Source organism: Ancylothrix sp. D3o (assembly GCF_025370775.1).
GTDB lineage: Bacteria > Cyanobacteriota > Cyanobacteriia > Cyanobacteriales > Oscillatoriaceae > Ancylothrix.
In genome coordinates this window covers 827,939-846,053 of the sequence record NZ_JAMXEX010000001.1, presented here as the reverse complement: position 1 = coordinate 846,053, position 18,115 = coordinate 827,939, and the positions used below count along the sequence as shown (strand labels likewise).

The following is an 18,115-nucleotide window of genomic DNA, read 5'->3' as shown; positions in this document are numbered from 1 at the left end:
AAAGCAATCGACTGGATAACGCCAGTTACCCCAAACATAGGCTAGTTTAATAAAGCCTGAGTCTAACGCTACCAAAAAATGACCTTCTCTCATAGTGGGGTTAGTGGGGATTGGGCAACTCTACCCTTAAGCTGGGTTCCTCAAGATGTCCATCAGATTTACAGGGTATCTGGTGTCGGGCAATTTCTTTGCTTGATTATGGTCTTAGAGTTATTTAACCCTCGCAGTGCAGATGGACGCAGATGTAGGATCAAATCCCTTAACCCCACAAAAAACTCTTCTGTGGTGCAGGCATCCTGCCTGCTACAATAACCCCTCTCTCAAACAGCGAAAATGGATTTAATTTTGTGTCACACAACCGCAGATTTTGATACTCTCGGCGCTGCTGTTGGTCTGACGCGCTTGCGTCCGGGTGCTAGAGTTGTCCTCACCGGCGGTGCTCATCCGACAGTCCGCGATTTTTTGGCCCTCCACCGTGATGAATATCCTTTAATTGAACGCCGGTCTGTTAATCCTCAAAAAATTCGCTCTATTTTTGTTGTAGACTCGCAACAACGCGAACGTTTAGGCAAAGCCGCTGAGTGGTTAGATTTGCCCGAAGTCACGGAAATTTCTGTTTATGATCACCATTTGCATCTCGAAACTGATATCCCTGCAACTTTTACACAAATTGAGCCGGTCGGTTCCACCACGACTTTAATTGTAGAATTGCTCCAACAGTCTGATACGTCTACTCTTACCCCCGCCGAAGCAACGGTTATGGCTCTCGGCATTCATGTTGACACCGGCTCTCTTACTTTTGACCATTCTACAAGTCGCGATGCTAAAGCTTTGGCTTGGTTAATGGAAAAAGGAGCCAGTTTGCCGGTGATTGCTGAATATGTCGAACCTGGTTTATCTCCTCAACTTCAAGATTTACTTTCTTCTGCTCTCGAAAAAATCCAGACTGAAAATGTCCGGGGATATGACGTTTCTTCTGTGCTTTTAGAAACAGATTCTTACATTCCGGGGTTATCAAGTTTAGCGTCTCAATTAACAGAAATTACCGAAATTGATGCCTTGCTTTTTGCTCACAAATATGCTTTGCGTGGGTCTGGAGAACATCGGTTAAGTGTCATAGGCCGGTCGCAAATTCCCAATACTAATTTAAACGATTTATTTAAGCCTTATGGTGGTGGTGGTCATGCCAGAGCAGCCTCCCTTGTGATGCGAGATGTAGATGCCAAATCCACTTTAAAAGAATTAGTAGAAAAATTTAAAAAGCAAATTCCGCATCCGCCAACAGCCAGAGAATTAATGTCATCGCCGGTGCGAACAATTCTCCCAGAAACGACAATTTTTGAAGCCCAAAGAATTTTATTACGTTATGGACATTCAGGGTTATCTGTAGTTGATGCAACCGGCAGTCTTGTGGGGGTAATTTCGCGCCGAGATTTAGATATTGCTTTGCATCATGGCTTCACTCATGCGCCGGTGAAAGGCTATATGACAACTAACCTTAAAACAATCACCCCAGATACAGCTTTACCGGAAATAGAAGCGCTGATGGTAACGTATGATATTGGACGATTGCCGGTCTTAGAAAACAGTCAATTAGTAGGAATTGTTACCCGCACGGATGTTTTGCGAGAATTACATCAAAACGAAACTATCGGTAATCGAGATAGAGTTAAAACACCTGATTATTGTGCCGTTCCCCAATCATTGCAAGAGCAACTCCGTAATCGAATGACACCGCAATTATGGCACTTTCTAAAAACGGCTGGGGAACTAGCAGAAAATCGAGGCTGGCAGCTTTATTTGGTTGGCGGTGCTGTGCGGGATTTATTATTAGCCAAACCTGATGATATTTTAGAGCTTTCTGATATAGATTTAGTGGTAGATGGGTATTATAAACCGGAAGCTTTGAGCGGAAATTTGGATAAAAGACAATCAGGGGCCGGTGTACAATTAGCTAAAGCTTTGCAAGAGCGTTTTCCGCAAGCACGATTAGATATTCATGGCAAATTTCAAACAGCAGCCTTATTGTGGCATAAAGATGCTGAATTAGGGTCATTATGGGTAGATATAGCGACAGCCAGAACAGAATTTTATCCTTATCCAGCAGCTAATCCTGAAGTTGAAGCCTCTTCAATTCGGCAAGATTTATATCGAAGAGATTTTACCATTAATGCTTTAGCGGTTAAAATAACTGGAAATCGTGCAGGGGAATTGTTAGATTTTTTTGGCGGATTATTAGATTTACAAGCGCGAGAAATTCGAGTTTTACACGCCAATAGTTTTATTGAAGATCCAACAAGAATTTATCGTGCTGTCAGGTTTGCTGTCAGGTTGGGTTTTGAAATTGAACCGCAAACAAAAGGTTATATTCGTCATGCAATTGAAAGCGGAGTTTATCACCGGCACCCCACCGGCACCCGCGCCCCGGCTTTAGAAACCCGCTTAAAAGCCGAATTGAAATATATTTTACAAGCGCCTTACTGGAAATCGGCTTTGCAATTGTTGGGAGAATTACAAGCCTTAAAATGTATTCATTCAACCCTAGAATTAGATGATAAATTATGGAAACAAGTAAGGCTAGTTGACCGATGTTTACAGAAATTTGATGCAGAGAAAAGTTTAGAGCATTGGCAGATAATGTTAGAGGTTTTAATTGCGTATTTGGAACCGCAATATCGCTTAATGGTAGCGGAAACATTACAATTGCCGGTGCCGAGTATTGCCAGGTTAAATGAATTAGCAAAAAATCAGCAAGAAGTCAAGGAAAATTTACCACAATGTCAGCGGGTGAGTGAAATAGTGGGGGTGTTGCGGCGGTATGATTTGTCGAGTTTAATTTTAATTGCAGCAGGAAGTAAGCGGAGAGTGCGCCGGGTTATTTGGCAATATTTAACCGTAGGTCGTCAGATTAAACCACCTTTAAACGGAAATGATTTAAAACAATTGGGGTATAAACAAGGCAGACAATTTAAGCAAATTTTAGATGAATTATTAGCCGCAAGGTTGGATGGAGAAATTGGCGATAGTCGCGCCGGTGCTGAGCAGTTTTTGGCCTGGAGATACCCGCTGAGCTAGGTTTTTTCGCTCTCGGCTTGGTGCTACAACAATTAATAGGGAACTATTAACCGGCTAAAAAAATATGTTACAAAAAATGAACCTCCAAGCCAGACTAATGAGCGCCTTTTTTCTGATGGGTTTGCTTGTATTTATCATTTCTATCATCGGATGGACAGGCACATCGGGTTTAAGCCAGCACATCAATATTATTGCAAAAAATAATCTGCCAAGCATTGATGCGTTGTGGAAATTAAACGAAGGCCAGACTCAAATAGAATCTTCCGAGAGAGCACTTTTAAACTTGACTTTGACTTTACCAGAAAGGCGTACAGAACTTCAAAGAATCGAAACAGCCTGGAAACAAATTAATCAGGCTTTCAAAGACTATGAAACTATACCCCGCTCACTCGAAGAAGACAAAGCTTATCAACAAATGCTCGAAAACTGGAACAGATGGGAAACAGCCCACAATCAACTTTTGCAGATCAACGAGGAATTCCAGCAATTGGGTATTTTAACTTTTTTGCAACTCCAGGGAGGACAAAACGGCAACGGTAAAAACAATTCGCCCGAAGTCGCAAATTCCAAAGCAGCCGCGCAAATTTATCAACAGCTTACCAGTCAGGCAAAAAGTAACATTCCTCTTTATAAAGCGGCTGAACAATCAATTTTACAAGTTGTAGCTGTAAACAAACAGCAAGCCAGCCAAGCAACTCGTAGCGCCGAGCAGGATATAATGCAAACTCAATTTTTAGCAGTTTTAGCGATGATATTAGGGCCAGGAATAGCAATTATTTTAGGCAGGATTTTGAGTGGAGCAATTGCTAAACCACTTGATAAGGGAATTACTGAAATTATTAGTGTAATCAGCACTTCTTCAAACCAAATTGCAGCAACGGTAGCACAGCAAGAGCAGATAGCTGGCGCTCAAGCAATTGCAGTTAATCAAACCACAACAACAATGGATGAATTGAGCGCATCTTCTGAAATTGCTCTGTCTCAAGCCGAAAGTGCCACACAATTAGCCCAGCAAGCACTAACACTCACAGGTGGCGGTGCAAAAGCAGTTCGATTAACTTTAAAAGAAATAGAGGCGCTACAACAAAAAGTCATAGCCATTGCATCTTCAATGCAACGCTTAAGTGCTCAGGCCGATCAAATTGGCAATATTTCCGGTTTGGTGGGAGAATTAGCCAGCAAAACAAATATGCTGGCCCTAAATGCAGCAGTTGAAGCTGTGCGAGCCGGTGAAAATGGTAAAGGTTTTGGCGTCGTAGCCACTGAAATTCGCAAGTTGGCAGATCAAAGTAACGCCTGTTCAGAAAAAATCAAAGCTCTTGTTAAACAAATTCAGTCAGCGGTGCAATCGACTGTTTCGGTCACGGATGAGGGTATCCAAAGTGTAAAAAATGGCGTTAAAATTGCTCAAAAAAGCGCTTATGCTTTTAAACAAGTTGCCAATGCGATGCAGGAAGTTGTTGTCAATAATCAAAAAATTTCCCTCACTGCTAAACAGCAAGCGGTAGCGATCTCACAGGTGGTGATGGCGATGGATTCGATTAATAACGGTGCGCGAGAAACGGCAAGCGGGATTAGCCAAACCAAGATCAGCACCCAACAGCTACACCAATCAGCCCAACACCTTCAAACGCTAGGATTTCGCTAACCTTTGCAGAAGTTGGTCACAAGACCAAAAATCTCTTATCCGCGAAAAAAGGGCGAACGATGGGACTTGAACCCACGAGTGGAGGAACCACAATCCTCTGCCTTAACCACTTGGCTACGCTCGCCATTGCATTAACTACTATAACACCTTTTTCCAAAAATGATCTACCCCTGCCTTGAAATTTTTTCCGAAACTCCGCTAATTTAGGAGCAGTGCGGAACTCAGCAGCTAAAATCCGTAGTGAACACTAGCAGGTTTAGCACAAATCCAATGAAAGCTTTAAAAATGGCCGCCGGTGTTGCGGGAGTTGTCTTTTTGGGGTTAGGTGTCCTTATGGCCGCCACCAACCCCAGCGCCTCTGCCTATGAAGAATATGGTACAGAAAAGCTGACGGCTTATGTAAAAGACAATGTATGTCAAAAAACTGTTATCCTACAAGACCAGTGTGCCTCCTTAGTGGATTCTCAGCAGTCTGAGATCCAACAAGTTCTTGCCGCAAGCACTAGCCGTCAAGATTTTATCTTTTTTAGTATCTACAAAACGGATATTTCTGTGAATGCTATTGTCCCTGAGCGTGTCAAGTCTTTTTTACCGGCCACTCCTTCTTACCAATTTGAAACTTTTGCTGTTCTCCAAAGCTTTTATACTTATAAATATCAGAAAAAATCACCCCAACCAGCCTCAACCCAAAATCAACTTAATTTCCCCCTTTCCCAAGCAAATGCTTTTAACTTAACTGTTTTTAGCTCCTTCAATCAGCGAACTGTTAAATATCCTCTTTCAAATTGAAAAACTTTCATCTAAAATGCTATGGCTTATTGTGTTGTCCCAACCTGCCAAAACCCACACAATCCTGAGCAAAACAAAATTTGTCAAAATTGTGGGTTTAAACTCTGGCTAAAAAACCGCTACAGGCCGGTTTCAATCATTGGCCAAGGCGGTTTTGGCCGGACATTTTTAGCCATTGATGAAGATATCCCCTCAAAACCTAATTGCGTGATCAAACAGCTTTATTTACAATCTGCTGATCCCGACATTTTAAAAAAAGCTCTCGAATTATTCCAAAAAGAAGCCATCCGACTCGATATTTTGGGTCAACATCCACAAATTCCCTCGCTTTTCGCCTACTTTCAGCAAGATCAGTGGTTTTATTTAGTTCAAGAATATATCGACGGAAAAAACCTTGCTGAAGAAATTCAAGAAAAAGGCTTGTTTAGCGAAGCAGAAATTTATCAACTCTTGCAAGATTTACTGGATATTTTGCAATATATCCACCAAAATCAAGTCATCCACCGCGATATTAAACCGGCCAACATCATGCGCCGGTATAGCGACAATAAACTGGTTTTAATTGATTTCGGCATCGCTAAAGTTTTTGCAGCCAACGATTTAGATAAAACCGCCACCATTATCGGTACACCGGAATTTATGGCACCGGAACAAATGCGGGGAAAAAGTATTCCGGCCAGTGATCTTTATAGCTTAGGCTTAACCTGTATTTATCTGCTCACCGGCGTTTCGCCTTCCAATTTGTTTGATTTTACTAAAGATAGTTTTTCTTGGCGAGATTATTTGCCGACAACCTGCAATAATATACCGGAAACAAAATTACGAATTAGCGTAGGCCAAGTTATAGATAAATTATTGCAAAATGCTGTCAAAGAACGCTATCTTTCCGCAGCCGAAGCTTTAGCAGCACTAAAAAGCTCGGTGCAATCTTCCTCGCCACAAAACTCAATAAAAACTTCAAAACAGCCACCCATCCAACCCATCCCGCCAACCCTCCCCTCTCCACCTCCACCAACGGTTATAAACCCCAAAAATAAAGTTTCATCACAGCCAATTTATCGCTCAGGCAGCAGCCGTCCTTCCCTAATGGAACAAATGTTTGGCTGGGCAAATAAATCACCAAAAGAAAGTGATATTTTAGAATCAGATGCAGGAGTTGATTATAGTCAACTCCAAAACTTTTTAGCTTCACGCAACTGGCAGCAAGCTGATGAAGAAACTAAAAAAGTTTTATGTTTAGGAGTTGGTAAACGTTTCGGGTATCTGGATGTTTTGGATATCGAAAAAATCCCCCCCAAAGACTTACAAACCATTGATCGACTGTGGGTAAAATATAGTGAAGGAAAATTTGGTTTTAGTGTTCAAACGGCTATTTTTAACAAGGTTGGCGGCGAATATTCGAGTTTTTGCGGTGAAATTGGCTGGCCGGTGACAAATACAATGGATTATAAAAGTTTTACCTATAGTCTCAAAGCACCCAAGGGTCATTTACCCTCTAGGAATTGGTCGGGGGGTTATCATTGGTGGAAACACGCCGCAGCAATGGCAGCAAAAATTGAAAGTTGTTTTTAGGGGCGGCAAATATTGGGTGGCCGGTGGTATAATGCGAGCAAAACTTTTGCTAATAAATTGCAATTGACAACCTCGCACCCAAAAGAGAGATTTTTGCTTGAAATACCCTTCTAGTTATTTTTTGGTAACTCATGGTAGTCGTGATCCGCGTCCACAAGTGGCGCTGGAAAAGTTAGCTGCTCTTGTCTTAGAACGTCTGGCAGAAAATTCAAATCAAACTAGCTTGCCATTGGTAGACACCGGCACTCTGGAATTTGGGCCGGTTTCTCTCGCAGAGCAACTTCAGCAATTTGCAGAGAAAACTCGCTTTTCTGGTTTATCTAAAATTCAAGTAATCCCTTTATTTTTGTTGTCAGGAGTTCATGTCACCGGTGATATTCCTGAACAAGTCGAACAAGCTCAAAAATCTCTGGGAAACGCGGTCAAAATCGAGGTTTTGCCGCACTTGGGGGCCCAGCCTGAGTTATTACATTTGTTGGCAAACCAGCAGGCAAATAAAACCGCAGAGCGTTGGATTTTGTTATCTCATGGCAGCCGGCGTTCCAGCGCTAACCAAATTGTAGAAAATATGGCAGAAAAATTAGGTGCAGTGGCGGCTTATTGGTCGGTACAACCTAGTTTAGAACAGCGCTTTCAAGAATTGGTGGAGGCCGGTTATCAAAAAATTGTAATTCTTCCTTATTTTTTATTTCCGGGGGGAATTACTGATGCAATTGCTCAGACAGTGGAGCAGTTATCTTTAAACTTTCCCCAGGTTAATTTAGTGCTGACAGAAACCTTAGAAGCTAATCCACAGCTTGCAAATATCATTGCTAATTTGATTGAAAAATATCAATAAATTCTGGCGCAAAGCTTGCCAAGGAGAAGAAATGGAAAACAGCGCTATTACAGCAACCCAAGCGATTCAAGCTATCCTTGCACCAGCAGTGATGATTTCTGCCAATGGTTTGTTATTATTAGGCTTAAATGCTCGGCAAACATCTGTATTTAACCGTATTCGTTTACTCAATGATGAAAAGCGCAAAATTATGCGGGAGACTAATCAGTCGCTCGAACACGCACACTGTGATGATGTTCGCTGTTTGAGTATTGATCATCAAATTGATGTTTTGTTGCGTCGTGCTTGGTATGTCCGTAATTCCTTGATTTGCTGTACAATAGCTGTGGCTTTTTTTGTTCTAAGTTCTTTTGGTATTGGCATTAATTTTTTGATAGCGAGTCAGTGGGTAACTAACTTACCGCTTTATTTATTCATTTTGGCAATGTTTTTGGTTTTATCGGGGATAATTTTTTTAACAATTGATGAGTTAATCTCCTATAGAGTGATTGTTATAGAAGTGAGACATAAGTAATTTTTTTAAGCCGATACCCGCAAGACAAGAATCAGCAAGGTTATAGCACCCACAAGTTTGATTTGAGGCGAAACCTATAATCTATGAGCCGCAAATGATTTACCAGACGACCGTTATCAACTAAAATCATAGGAAAGCGTGTTACCAGAAAATTGCGCCGATGTGGGGGGAAAACTTATTTGTTTTTACAGTTCTAACGCGATGCTATATCCGTACAATTAAAATGCCTGGGATTTGGAGACACCAGCCTGTAAAACTAAACTTGGAACGGACAATCACATTCGGAGGATCACAAATACCGTGAATTTAGATTTAGTAAGAGAACTCTTTGACAAAGGTGGGCCGGCCATGTGGCCCCTACTCGCTCTTTCGGTTTTATCCGTTGCCACGATTGTAGAAAGGCTGTGGTTTTGGGCGAATATAGCTATCAAAGAAAGAGCGATTGTCAATCGAGTTTTAGAGGCGGCTCGTTATGATTGGGGAGTTGCCAATGAAATCGCCCGACAAGCTAACCGGCAGCCAATTGGACGGTTTTTGTATGCTCCTCTGCGGTTGCAAAATCCTGATCCAGAATTGTTTCGCTTGGCTTTGGAGGCGGCGGCTGATGATGAAATTGCCAATATGCGACGCGGTGATAAGGTTTTGGAAGCCGTGATCGCTCTGTCTCCGTTGCTGGGTTTGCTTGGTACGGTTTTGGGTTTGATTAATTCGCTGCGTTCTATCCGACTTGGGGATTTGGGAACGTCATCAGCCGCCGGTGTTACCCTGGGGATTGGGGAAGCGCTGATTACTACGGCAACCGGCCTGGTGGTGGCGATTACGAGTTTGGCTTTTTACCGAATTTTTCAAGCTTTTATTTTCAAGCAAGTACAAATTTTCCGCAAGTCGGGAAGTGAATTAGAGTTACTTTATCGGCAGTTTTGGCCGCAAGCAAACAAGTTTAATACTTTGGGTGAAACAACTCCCCCTGTTCGTTCTCGTCAACAAGAGGCTGATCGTTTTTCTCGGCGGGAAGAAATGTTAAAATCCTCTTCTTTACCCCCTGAAAATAATTTTGAGGAGATTGAGCCACCGGTATTTAAAAATAAAGAAGTAACCGCACCTTCGGTGAGAGATTCTTCAACGCCCGCCTCTTTGAGGGAGGAGGAAAACAAATCATATTTGGGTTCAAATCCGCCACCAGCAGAAGAATCAATTACGATAGATGTATCAGAAACATTGGCTACTAGCAATAAAGCGCATTTATCAGCAGCAAGTGGTAAGGATTCATCTAAATTGGACGAAGATTCTAAGTTGTCTGAATCTCACCAAGAAGATAACTAAACGGCGCTTGCTGTCGATTTCGGTAACAACATTTTTGGGATTGTTCGCATTTTTTTTGCTATGAAAATTAACTTTGATTCTCCTGCGGAAGACGCTCGGATCGAAATTGTGCCGCTGATTGATGTCATTTTTTGTATTTTGACATTTTTTATTTTGGCGGCTTTGCAATTAACTCGTCAGCAGGCAATTTCGGTGGATTTACCAAAGGCAAGTACGGCTCAACCGCAGGTACGGCGCGAGTTGTTGCTTGTACAATTGGATGCTTTTGGTCAGGTTTATGTTCAATCTCAGCGCGTTAATTTGGAGCAGCTTAGTCAAGAGTTACTTGATTACCGTTATAAGAATCCGGCGGGGCTTATGGTGCTTTATGCGGCGAAGGAAACGAAATATAATGATGTGGTACAAATTTTAGATAAAATGCGAGAAATTGGTGGCGAAAGGGTGGCCTTGGCAACTCTTCCCGGTTCGGAGAATCAGCCTTCTAATGCTCAGCCAAATGCACCGATTAATCCTCCAACACCAAATTTGACTCCCCTACCTCCTGGGGTGGCTCCTGGGACGGTTTTGCCTCCAGGGATGCAGCCTTTGCCTGGGGTTACTCAGCCGTCTGGGGTGCCGGCACCGCCTGCGGATCTTAATTCTGGGGCCGGTGAAAATCGTTAATTTTTAAGTTTTTAGGGGAGTTGTTAAAAACCCGGTTTCTTATGTTATTTGTTAACCTCAAATCAGGTAATTTCGTTAAGAAACTGGGTTTTTGTTAGAGTTCAAAAATTTAACTCAGAAATAAGGAGAGAGAAAAAATGACTGATGATGCGGAAATGTTGGAAAAAATTCGCCGCCAATTTGATAGGGGCCCTTATCCGAGAAAGCCGTTAGATGTTTCTCCTAAAAAAAGTTATGATGTTTTGTTTAATCATAGTTTAATTACGGCGTATTATTTAAGGAATCACAAGTTAATTGAAACTGAAGGAAAGGTGATTTTAGATGCCGGTTGTGGTAGTGGCTATAAAGCTTTAGCTCTGGCGGAGGCAAATCCGGGGGCGAAAATTGTGGGGATTGATATTTCTGAAGAATCAATAAAATTATCTAAGGAACGCTTAAATTTTCATGGTTTTAATGAGTTTGAAGGCTATGTTCTAGCGATAGAAGATTTGCCACAATTGGGGATGCAGTTTGATTATATAAATATGGATGAAGTGCTTTATTTATTGCAAGATCCGGTGGCCGGTTTGCAGGCAATGAAAGCCGTACTGAAGCCAGAGGGAATTATTAGGACTAATTTCCATAGCTATTATCAAAGGTTTTATTTTTTCCAGGCTCAAAAAACGTTTAAAATGATGGGGCTGATGGATGAAAACCCAGGCGAAATGGAAATGGAAGTGGTGCGGGAGATTATTGATGCTCTGAAAAATGATGTGGTGCTGAAAGCGAGAAGTTGGTTAGCGAGTCCTTTGGAAAAAAACGAAGAATGGCTGCTGTGTAATTATTTGTTACAGGGAGATAAAGGATTTACGATTTCTGAAATGTTCGAGATCCTGAAGGCGGCTGGTTTAGAGTTTATTAGTATGGTGAATTGGCGACAGTGGGATTTGTTGAATCTTTTTAAAGATCAGAACAATTTACCGGCTTTTCTGGCGATGAGTTTACCGGAACTTTCGATGCAGGAGCAGTTACATTTGTTTGAGTTGCTCCATCCGATCCACCGGCTTCTGGATTTTTGGTGCGGACATCCGGGGGAAGCAAAACCAGGGGTGCCGGTGAGTGAGTGGCAGCCGGCAGATTGGGAAAATGTAACGGTACACTTGCATCCACAGTTTAGAAATGAGGATGCTAAGCAAGATTTGATTACGTCTATAGAAGCTAGTAGAGCTTTTGAACTCAGCCGATATATTCCAAATGTGTCGCTGACGCCGCTGATGGTGGAAAGTTCAACGGCGGCGACGCTGCTGCCTTTGTGGGATGGTGGAATGCCGGTGAGTCAGTTGGTGGAGCGACGCTTAAAGATCAGGCCGGTGGATTCGGTGACGCTTGAGCCGGTGAGCTATGAGCAGGCGTGGGAGCAAGTGACTGGTTTGCTAACGGAACTGGAAACCTTTATGTATGTGCTTTTGGAACGTTCGTGAGAGTTGAGCCAAAAATTTTAGAGGGGCCGGTGATATCAAAACAACCAAAACTGGGTATTATATTAGGCTGGTTTTTTTCTGAAAGCCGGGCCCAAAAAAAATCAAAAAAAATTTTTATGGGTGTGATATAAAACTCAGGGAAACGGGGTAAGTTAAAACTACGAGTAAAGAAACAAGCATCCCACCCCTAAAGGAGCCTTAGATATGAAGAGCGAATTTAAAGCCAAATTCCTGCAACACCTTAATCAAAAGAGACAAGATAAAGGTTTCACCCTGATTGAACTGCTGGTTGTGGTTATCATTATTGGTATTTTGGCTGCTGTTGCGTTGCCTTCGTTGTTGAGCCAAACTAACAAAGCCAAGCAAGTTGAAGCTAGAAATAATGCAGGTGCGATGAACCGGGCGCAACAAGCGGTTTATCTGGAAAAACAAGCCTTTGCCTCTCAACTCAGTGACTTGGGAATTTCTGTAAAAAACAGTGAGAACTATTCCTACTCTATTAGTGGTGGTGGAACTAACGTAAGTGAGGTTCGTAATATTGCAAACATCATAGGCACAAATAACCTGAAAGGATATCAAGGTTATGTCTACACTACCGTCAACAACGTCGGTGGTGTGAACGAAGCCTTGACTTCGGCCATCCTGTGCGAAGCCAAAAACCCCAACAACAACGCAGGTAATGCTACTGTAACTAGTAACGAGGCCAACTGTGCAACTGGTGATGCCAAGATGGGTTAATAAAAATTTATTGCCCTGGGGCAATAGTATTGTTTGACAAGTTAAGTCTAAATTTTTGTTGGGAGTGGGTAAGGTAAATTGCTCACTCCTATTTTGATTAGATCACTCTGTATTTTTTTGTCTTATGAAGGTCAATTTATCGCCGGCTGAGTCTGAAAATTTGGAGCAGCTTGCCTATGAGTATTTGCTAAAACAAGAGTATGATCAGGCGATCTCGCTTTACGAGCAAGCGATTAAAAATTCACCGCAACAAAAGTCTTCTTACTGGTATTTGGGATTGTTGTTTTTGTTAGCAGGCAAAGAGGAGGAAGCTAACACAACATGGCTGTGTGGGATGATTGATGGAGAGGATGAGGAGATTGAGCGCTGGACAGCAGAACTTGTGCAGGTTTTGGATAGCGAAGCTGTGCGACTCTCGGCATTAGGTGAAGATTCTCTGGTGTGGTTGCTGCGAGAGCACCTACGCCAAGTGATGCCGACGCATATCAATAATTTATTACTTTTGGTGCAATTGGCAATTAAACAGGAGAATTTGGCGGCTGAAGATTTGACTAATTGGGGAGTTATTTCTGTGTTGCAAGATGCGGTGCCTGTTGGGGTTGACAAAAATTTATTGATGCAAACATTACAGCAAATTTTTGATTTTGCGCCTTTGCATCCTTTAACCCTAGAGTTTGCCGGTGCTTGTGTGGAGCATTTAAAAGAAAATAACGATTTTTCTTTACTTTTAATGTTGATGGCGGGAAAAATTCATTATTCCATGAGCCGGCCAGATTTGGCAATTTCTCTAGTCAATATATGTCTAAAGATAGATGAAAATTATGGGGAATTTTGGGCGCATTTATGTAGTTATCTGATCGGTAATCAAAATTATATTGAGGCAATTAAGGCGGCAAAACGTTGTTATGATGTAAGCGAAAATTTAATAGATAAAATTTATGGCAATCACCAACTAATCAGAGCTTTGATGAGTGCCGGTGGATATTGGGATGAGGCGTGTTTGGCTTTGCAAGAGCAAGAATCTTTGCTATTGTCGTTGATTGAAAATCCGCCACCTTTTTTAAATAATTTGACGGCTTCTCGTTTACTTTCTGCGTGCTTCTTTTTTCCTTATTTTTTTGATGCGCCTCAGCAATATCGAGTTTTGCAAAATCAAGTGGCACGGCTTTGTCAGTCTTATTTAGAGGATTATGTGGGTGAGGTTGCTAAGGAATATCAACCGGCTTCCAGAAAAAATAAAAGTTTGAAAGCCTCGGCTAAAGTTTTAAAACTGGGCTATATTTCTCATTGTTTTAATAGTCATTCTGTGGGATGGTTGGCTCGTTCGCTTTTTAAAGAACATGATCGCAAACGCTTTGAACTTTATGGGTATTTTCTTACTTATAAACCAAAGAAAGAGCCGGTGCAAGAATGGTATGAGAAACAAATGGATCATGTTCGCAAAATTGAAGGAAATAACAGTTTAGAAATTGCTCAGCAAATTGTAGAAGACGAAATCGATATTTTAATTGATTTAGATAGTTTAACGTTGGATACAACTTGTGAAGTAATGAGTTTTAAACCGGCCCCAGTTCAAGTTAGTTGGTTGGGGTGGGATGCTTCGGGGTTGCCGACAATTGATTATTATATTGCTGACTGTTATGTTTTGCCTGATTCGGCTCAAGAATATTACACAGAAAAAATCTGGCGTTTACCTGATAGTTATATTGCTGTAGATGGTTTTGAGGTGGGGTTGCCAACGCTAAGGCGGGAAGATTTAGAAATTCCTACAGATGCAGTGGTTTATTTCACCGGCCAAAGCGGTTACAAGCGGCATCGAGAAACGGCAAAATTACAGCTAAAAATTATTAAAGCAGTGCCCAATAGTTATCTTTTAATTAAAGGTTTGGCAGAAGCAGAATCAATCCGAAATTTTTTCACTCAGCTTGCTGAAGAAGAAGGGGTGAGTGCAGACAGATTACGATTTTTACCGCTTGTTCCTTCTGAGGAAATTCACCGAGCTAATTTGGCTTTGGCGGATGTGGTGTTAGATACTTTTCCCTATAATGGTGCAACAACGACGCTGGAGACGTTATGGGTGGGAGTTCCTTTGGTGACGAGGGTGGGTCAACAATTTGCAGCCCGCAATAGTTACACAATGATGATGAATGTAGGTGTGACGGAGGGAATTGCTTGGACGGATGAAGAGTATGTGGAGTGGGGAATTCGTTTAGGGAAAGATCGGGAATTGCGAAAAGAGATTTGTTGGAAATTGTGGCAATCTCGAAAAACTTCGCCGCTGTGGAATGGTAAGAAATTTACCTGTGAAATGGAAAGGGCTTATGAAGAAATGTGGCAGCGTTATTTAGAGGGGTAAAAATATAGCGGTTTGCAGTTTGATGGAGTGTAGAACAAGGTTTTTCTATACTCCACTCGTAAGAAAAACGCTATATCTTTTTCAAGACAAAGCTGCTTCAGATTTAACTAACCCTGTGTGGACAACTTGCCGGTAAAAGTTTTCTAGTGCCTCGGCACAAACTTTATCATCGTAGAGATAGGAATGACGTTCTGCCATGCGCTGAATGATATTTTTTCGCCATTCTAAATCCTGGCCTAATTTGACAGCAATTTCGACATATTCGGCATGATTTTGAGCGATGGTGTCTGTAACACCCAGCATTTTCAAGATGGCGTAAGAATGTCGTCCGCGCATGAATTCCCCTGGACAGGTGACAACTGGCAAATTACAGGCAATCGCTTCTAGGGTTGTGTTACCACCAGACCAGTCTAGTGTATCTAAAAAGATATCGGATATTAAGTTGAGTTTTAAATAATCAGCCCAGTTTTGGTGGGGGAGAATAATACAATACTCTTCGCTGTCTAAATTGACTTGTTTAAAAGCCTGGTGAAGACGTTTTTTAAACTTTTCATCCACGAATTTGTTGTTAGATAAAAAAGCAAATTGAGATTGAGGCACACGACGAGCAATTTCAGCAATAATCCAGTCATGCTGGGGCAAATATTTAAACAGTGACTGGCAGCATAAATAAACAATTGAATCCTCCCGTAAGCTAAAATCAGCACGGGTCTTTTCTGAGACAGAAAATTCTGGTTTTGTATAAGAAAATCCGAGGTTGGGGAGGAGAATTAGCTTTTCCGAATAGTGTTGTTGACCATTTTCTGGCTCCATGAGTTCGCTGGAGAGATAGTAATCTATCGTGGGAGAGCCAGATGTAATAGGATGTCCCCATGACATACATTGAACGGCTGCTAAACGCAGGCCGGCCATTTGGGTGAGTGTTGGGTACATTCCAATGTCAGGAAACACGAGAATGTGCAATTTATCGTTAATAATTTGTTGACAAACTGCTTCAAAGTTATCAGCTATGTGATGATATTTATAACTGTGAATTTGAAATTGTAGCGTCATAAAGTCTTTTTGGCGACCTATATAATAGCAATAAATTTCAAATTCGTTGGGATTATGATTTTTTAGCCAGCCAATTGTGTACTTACTAACGGTGTGGAATTGAAAATGTGCTGAAACATAACCGATGCGAATTTTGCCGGATGAACTCAGCGGCGGCATAGGTAAAGGTTTGACCCAGTTGGGGTAATTTGTTGCCATGATTTTATGAACAAATTCCCCATATTGTTTTTGCAGTTCTAAGTCATTACGGCATTGATATTGTAGATAGAAATTTGTGATGTTTCCTACGCCGTTGAGAGCGGTGGTTTTTTCTTCTGGGGTGTTGAGGGGGGTTTGCTGGATTATTTCGTTTAAGCCTTCGGTAAATTGTTGCCGATATTGATCAATTTCTTGGGCAGTTTCGTATAAAATTGGTAACGTGAGTTTGTTGAGAATTCCTAAAGAAAGAGCTTTAGGTAGTTGTGCTAAGCCTTCCCCGGCAACTTTAATACATTCTTTGGTGTATCCCATTCTTTGTAGGCTAAGACAATGCCAAAAGTGTAATCGGTCGTCTTTGGGATAAAAATTTAATCCTTCTTTATAGATTTCTACTGCTGATTCAAATTCTTTGCTGTGGAAGTAAGACATCCCCATAAAAACATAGGAATCTGCATCTGGTGTTTTTGCGGAAGTTTCTTTAAACTTTTTAAACTGGGTAATGGCTTCTTGATATTCTCCTCGGCAATAGGCAGCGTAAGCGTAGTAAAGAGATGCTTGGCTTTGTTCCTGTTTCGTTTCAAAGGCGAATCCTATGTTAAAAAGAATATCGGGGTCGCGGGGTTTTAATTTCAGGGCTTTTTTGTAGGTTTCTATTGCTTGTTCAATTTCTTTACGTTCCATCAAAACGTTGCCCAAGTTTAAATAGCTTCCAAAGTGATCGGAATTCGCTTCTATGGCTTTACGAAAAAGGTTTTCGGCATCATCGATGTGACCAAAACTATAATAAATATTGCCTAAGTTGTTATAGGCTTGTATTAATTTTGGATTAAGGCTGATTCCTCGTAAATACGCATAAATCGCGTGTTGAATATCATTTAATTTTTCAAAAACTAAGCCCATATTATAGTGAATATCAGGATGATTATCATCAATTTCTAAGGCTTTGACTAAGCTTTTTTGGGCTTGCTCATACTCTTCTTGCTGGATATAGAAAATTCCTAAGTTGAGCCAATGCTCGACATTGTTTCGGTCTAAACGTAGGAGGATTTTATAGGAATTTTCTGTCTGGGAGTAGTTGTCAGGCTTATAAGCTAATGCAGCTTTTTTGTAAAGCCTCTCGGTGAGATTTTGCTTTTGTTGTGAAGGTAATTTGTAAATTGATTGAAAGACTGATTTTTGTTGTTTTTCCTGCAACGTTTCCCAAGAATAATTCAGAGTTTGATTGACATCCCAACTCAAAATCTGTAAACCTTGCCAAATAGGATAATCACCGGCATTTGAAAAATCTAGTAACATTTGGCATTGGGGATGGGTAGCTAAAAAATCCCAGGTTGCTTGTTGTAGAGCTTCCCAACTGCTGTTTTTAATGATAATCAATGCCTTGTCAGCCAGCAAGGGTTTTGCCAGCATTAAAGCCATCAAATGCGAACGATAATCGTGTGTTCCATCATAAAAATAAACCCCTATTTTATCTTCGGTTTCTAAGTTTCGCAGTTCAAATAAAAATTCTTGCAAGTTTTGTTCACAAAAAAATACTTGATTTTCTAATCCAAAATCACTTAAATTTTTGAGCAGTTTTTCGTAGCTTTCTCCCCCAAGATCAAACTCGGAAAAGTTCTCAACAGCATAGGCCATTTTCTCTGGATGGTTATGCAAAGCGGCGATTAAGTTTTCTCCTTCAAAACAACCTATTTCGCAGTAAACTTCGTTTTCTTCCAAACATTCTACAGCCCAGTTTAAAAGCTGCATAATATTGGGATTTGTCAAGGCTTCGATTTCGGGTAATAGTGTTTTGAAATGTTGGTTTTTGGGGGTGACGGTAGGCTGTCCCCAATTTTCATAAAATTCTGGTAAGCGCTGAATAAATTTTTCGTATTGCATGATTATT

General features: G+C 41.2%; 11 protein-coding genes, 1 tRNA gene and 1 pseudogene. 11 read left to right on the top strand and 2 right to left on the bottom strand.

The genetic code is table 11. The annotated features are described in order from the left end of the window. The first annotated feature begins 333 nt into the window (after positions 1 to 333). Both NG798_RS03530 and NG798_RS03525 read left to right on the top strand, forming a co-directional pair. Complete coding sequence (locus tag NG798_RS03530; RefSeq protein WP_261220399.1) at positions 334 to 3,075, top strand: CBS domain-containing protein; 2,742 nt, start codon at positions 334 to 336, stop codon at positions 3,073 to 3,075. 64 nt (positions 3,076 to 3,139) lie between these two features. Beyond that, positions 3,140 to 4,723, top strand: coding sequence for a methyl-accepting chemotaxis protein (locus tag NG798_RS03525; protein ID WP_261220398.1), 1,584 nt, complete (start codon positions 3,140 to 3,142; stop codon positions 4,721 to 4,723). A 51-nt stretch (positions 4,724 to 4,774) separates the two neighbouring features. Here NG798_RS03525 and NG798_RS03520 read toward each other — a convergent pair. Beyond that, positions 4,775 to 4,847, bottom strand: a tRNA-His gene (locus tag NG798_RS03520). A gap of 146 nt (positions 4,848 to 4,993) precedes the next feature. Between NG798_RS03520 and NG798_RS03515 the strand changes: the two genes are divergently transcribed. From NG798_RS03515 to NG798_RS03475, 9 genes and pseudogenes are all read left to right on the top strand, one after another. Further along, complete coding sequence (locus NG798_RS03515; RefSeq protein WP_261220397.1) at positions 4,994 to 5,512, top strand: DUF4359 domain-containing protein; 519 nt, start codon at positions 4,994 to 4,996, stop codon at positions 5,510 to 5,512. Between the two features lie 21 nt (positions 5,513 to 5,533). Further along, a complete protein-coding gene (locus NG798_RS03510; RefSeq protein ID WP_261220396.1) occupies positions 5,534 to 7,084 on the top strand; it encodes a serine/threonine-protein kinase in 1,551 nt (516 codons plus the stop codon). Positions 7,085 to 7,181: 97 nt separating this feature from the next. Next, the gene (locus NG798_RS03505) at positions 7,182 to 7,922 is read left to right on the top strand and encodes a sirohydrochlorin chelatase (protein ID WP_261220395.1); all 741 of its coding nucleotides are present in this window, start codon (positions 7,182 to 7,184) and stop codon (positions 7,920 to 7,922) included. 31 nt (positions 7,923 to 7,953) lie between these two features. Next, entirely contained in the window at positions 7,954 to 8,436 is a 483-nt protein-coding gene (locus NG798_RS03500; RefSeq protein ID WP_261220394.1) for a DUF2721 domain-containing protein, read from the top strand. Between the two features lie 348 nt (positions 8,437 to 8,784). Continuing rightward, positions 8,785 to 9,370 (top strand): annotated as a pseudogene (locus NG798_RS03495) (MotA/TolQ/ExbB proton channel family protein); the annotation flags it as partial. A 449-nt stretch (positions 9,371 to 9,819) separates the two neighbouring features. After that, positions 9,820 to 10,422: a biopolymer transporter ExbD gene (locus NG798_RS03490; protein WP_261220393.1), complete on the top strand. Its 603-nt coding sequence runs from the start codon at positions 9,820 to 9,822 to the stop codon at positions 10,420 to 10,422. Positions 10,423 to 10,559: 137 nt separating this feature from the next. Beyond that, positions 10,560 to 11,882, top strand: coding sequence for a class I SAM-dependent methyltransferase (locus tag NG798_RS03485; RefSeq protein ID WP_261220392.1), 1,323 nt, complete (start codon positions 10,560 to 10,562; stop codon positions 11,880 to 11,882). A gap of 204 nt (positions 11,883 to 12,086) precedes the next feature. After that, complete coding sequence (locus tag NG798_RS03480) at positions 12,087 to 12,620, top strand: type IV pilin-like G/H family protein (RefSeq protein ID WP_261220391.1); 534 nt, start codon at positions 12,087 to 12,089, stop codon at positions 12,618 to 12,620. Between the two features lie 124 nt (positions 12,621 to 12,744). Further along, positions 12,745 to 14,976: an O-linked N-acetylglucosamine transferase, SPINDLY family protein gene (locus tag NG798_RS03475; RefSeq protein WP_261220390.1), complete on the top strand. Its 2,232-nt coding sequence runs from the start codon at positions 12,745 to 12,747 to the stop codon at positions 14,974 to 14,976. 81 nt (positions 14,977 to 15,057) lie between these two features. Here the strand turns inward: NG798_RS03475 and NG798_RS03470 are convergent, their stop codons facing one another. Continuing rightward, positions 15,058 to 18,108 (bottom strand): tetratricopeptide repeat protein, encoded by a 3,051-nt coding sequence (locus tag NG798_RS03470; protein ID WP_261220389.1) that lies wholly within the window; start codon positions 18,106 to 18,108, stop codon positions 15,058 to 15,060. Positions 18,109 to 18,115 lie beyond the last annotated feature (7 nt).